The organism is Pseudomonas sp. NPDC077451, from assembly GCF_044543345.1.
GTDB lineage: Bacteria > Pseudomonadota > Gammaproteobacteria > Pseudomonadales > Pseudomonadaceae > Stutzerimonas.
In genome coordinates, this window is sequence record NZ_JBITVX010000030.1 from 1 (window position 1) to 3,204 (window position 3,204).

The following is a 3,204-nucleotide window of genomic DNA, read 5'->3' on the forward strand; positions in this document are numbered from 1 at the left end:
GTAGAAGCTTGACGATGACCTACTCTCACATGGGGAAACCCCACACTACCATCGGCGATGCGTCGTTTCACTACTGAGTTCGGGATGGGATCAGGTGGTTCCAACGCTCTATGGTCGTCAAGCAATTCGGTTGGGGAGTCGGTGTTGAGTCGCTTCCCCTAATTGGGTATGTGATGGTGTTTCGGTATTGCTTTCGCTTTGCGAGCGATGCGTCTTTTCGGTTTGTTGTCGACTTCAACCGTCTGACACACAAACAACAAATTGTTTGGGTGTTATATGGTCAAGCCTCACGGGCAATTAGTATTGGTTAGCTCAACGCCTCACAGCGCTTACACACCCAACCTATCAACGTCGTAGTCTTCGACGGCCCTTCAGGGAGCTCAAGGCTCCAGTGAGATCTCATCTTGAGGCAAGTTTCCCGCTTAGATGCTTTCAGCGGTTATCTCTTCCGAACATAGCTACCCGGCAATGCCACTGGCGTGACAACCGGAACACCAGAGGTTCGTCCACTCCGGTCCTCTCGTACTAGGAGCAGCCCCTCTCAAATCTCAAACGTCCACGGCAGATAGGGACCGAACTGTCTCACGACGTTCTAAACCCAGCTCGCGTACCACTTTAAATGGCGAACAGCCATACCCTTGGGACCGGCTTCAGCCCCAGGATGTGATGAGCCGACATCGAGGTGCCAAACACCGCCGTCGATATGAACTCTTGGGCGGTATCAGCCTGTTATCCCCGGAGTACCTTTTATCCGTTGAGCGATGGCCCTTCCATACAGAACCACCGGATCACTAAGACCTACTTTCGTACCTGCTCGACGTGTCTGTCTCGCAGTCAAGCGCGCTTTTGCCTTTATACTCTACGACCGATTTCCGACCGGTCTGAGCGCACCTTCGTACTCCTCCGTTACTCTTTAGGAGGAGACCGCCCCAGTCAAACTACCCACCATACACTGTCCTCGATCCGGATAACGGACCAGAGTTAGAACCTCAAAGTTGCCAGGGTGGTATTTCAAGGTTGGCTCCACGCGAACTGGCGTCCACGCTTCAAAGCCTCCCACCTATCCTACACAAGCAAATTCAAAGTCCAGTGCAAAGCTATAGTAAAGGTTCACGGGGTCTTTCCGTCTAGCCGCGGATACACTGCATCTTCACAGCGATTTCAATTTCACTGAGTCTCGGGTGGAGACAGCGCCGCCATCGTTACGCCATTCGTGCAGGTCGGAACTTACCCGACAAGGAATTTCGCTACCTTAGGACCGTTATAGTTACGGCCGCCGTTTACCGGGGCTTCGATCAAGAGCTTCGCTTGCGCTAACCCCATCAATTAACCTTCCGGCACCGGGCAGGCGTCACACCCTATACGTCCACTTTCGTGTTTGCAGAGTGCTGTGTTTTTAATAAACAGTCGCAGCGGCCTGGTATCTTCGACCGGCATGAGCTTACGGGGTAAACCCTTCACCCTCACCGGCGCACCTTCTCCCGAAGTTACGGTGCCATTTTGCCTAGTTCCTTCACCCGAGTTCTCTCAAGCGCCTTGGTATTCTCTACCCAACCACCTGTGTCGGTTTGGGGTACGGTTCCTAGTTACCTGAAGCTTAGAGGCTTTTCCTGGAAGCATGGCATCAACCACTTCTCCTTCTAAAAGAAGGATCGTCATCAGTTCTCGGCATTAAGATCCCGGATTTACCTAAGACCTCTGCCTACCACCTTAAACTTGGACAACCAACGCCAAGCTGGCCTAGCCTTCTCCGTCCCCCCATCGCAGTAACTAGAAGTACGGGAATATTAACCCGTTTCCCATCGACTACGCTCTTCAGCCTCGCCTTAGGGACCGACTCACCCTGCGTCGATTAACGTTGCGCAGGAACCCTTGGTCTTTCGGCGTGGGAGTTTTTCACTCCCATTGTCGTTACTCATGTCAGCATTCGCACTTCTGATACCTCCAGCAAGCTTCTCAACTCACCTTCACAGGCTTACAGAACGCTCCTCTACCGCTCAACTTACGTTGAACCCGTAGCTTCGGTACCTGGTTTGAGCCCCGTTACATCTTCCGCGCAGGCCGACTCGACTAGTGAGCTATTACGCTTTCTTTAAAGGGTGGCTGCTTCTAAGCCAACCTCCTAGCTGTCTGAGCCTTCCCACATCGTTTCCCACTTAACCAGGATTTTGGGACCTTAGCTGACGGTCTGGGTTGTTTCCCTTTTCACGACGGACGTTAGCACCCGCCGTGTGTCTCCCGTGCTGACACTTGCTGGTATTCGGAGTTTGCATCGGTTTGGTAAGTCGGGATGACCCCCTAGCCGAAACAGTGCTCTACCCCCAGCAGTGATACACGAGGCGCTACCTAAATAGCTTTCGAGGAGAACCAGCTATCTCCGAGCTTGATTAGCCTTTCACTCCGATCCACAGGTCATCCGCTAACTTTTCAACGGTAGTCGGTTCGGTCCTCCAGTTAGTGTTACCCAACCTTCAACCTGCCCATGGATAGATCGCCCGGTTTCGGGTCTATTCCCAGCGACTAGACGCCCTATTAAGACTCGCTTTCGCTACGCCTCCCCTATTCGGTTAAGCTCGCCACTGAAAATAAGTCGCTGACCCATTATACAAAAGGTACGCAGTCACCTAACAAAGTAGGCTCCCACTGCTTGTACGCATACGGTTTCAGGATCTATTTCACTCCCCTCTCCGGGGTTCTTTTCGCCTTTCCCTCACGGTACTAGTTCACTATCGGTCAGTCAGTAGTATTTAGCCTTGGAGGATGGTCCCCCCATATTCAGACAAAGTTTCTCGTGCTCCGTCCTACTCGATTTCACTTCTAAGACCTTTTCGCGTACAGGGCTATCACCCACTATGGCCGCACTTTCCAGAGCGTTCCGCTAAAATCAAAGAAGCTTAAGGGCTAGTCCCCGTTCGCTCGCCACTACTAAGGGAATCTCGGTTGATTTCTTTTCCTCAGGGTACTTAGATGTTTCAGTTCCCCTGGTTCGCCTCACACACCTATGTATTCAGTGTGTGATAACCATCTTATGATGGCTGGGTTCCCCCATTCAGACATCTCCGGATCAAAGTCTGTTTGCCGACTCCCCGAAGCTTTTCGCAGGCTACCACGTCTTTCATCGCCTCTGACTGCCAAGGCATCCACCGTATGCGCTTCTTCACTTGACCATATAACCCCAAGCAATCTGGTTATTGTCTAATACGT

At 52.0% G+C, this 3,204-nt stretch carries 2 rRNA genes; both read right to left on the reverse strand.

Annotation, left to right across the window (positions count from 1 at the left end):
- Window positions 1–6 precede the first annotated feature (6 nt).
- Window positions 7–122 (reverse strand): 5S ribosomal RNA (rrf, locus tag ACIGHL_RS22655).
- 154 nt (window positions 123–276) lie between these two features.
- Window positions 277–3,167, reverse strand: a 23S ribosomal RNA gene (locus ACIGHL_RS22660).
- Between the last annotated feature and the right edge of the window lie 37 nt (window positions 3,168–3,204).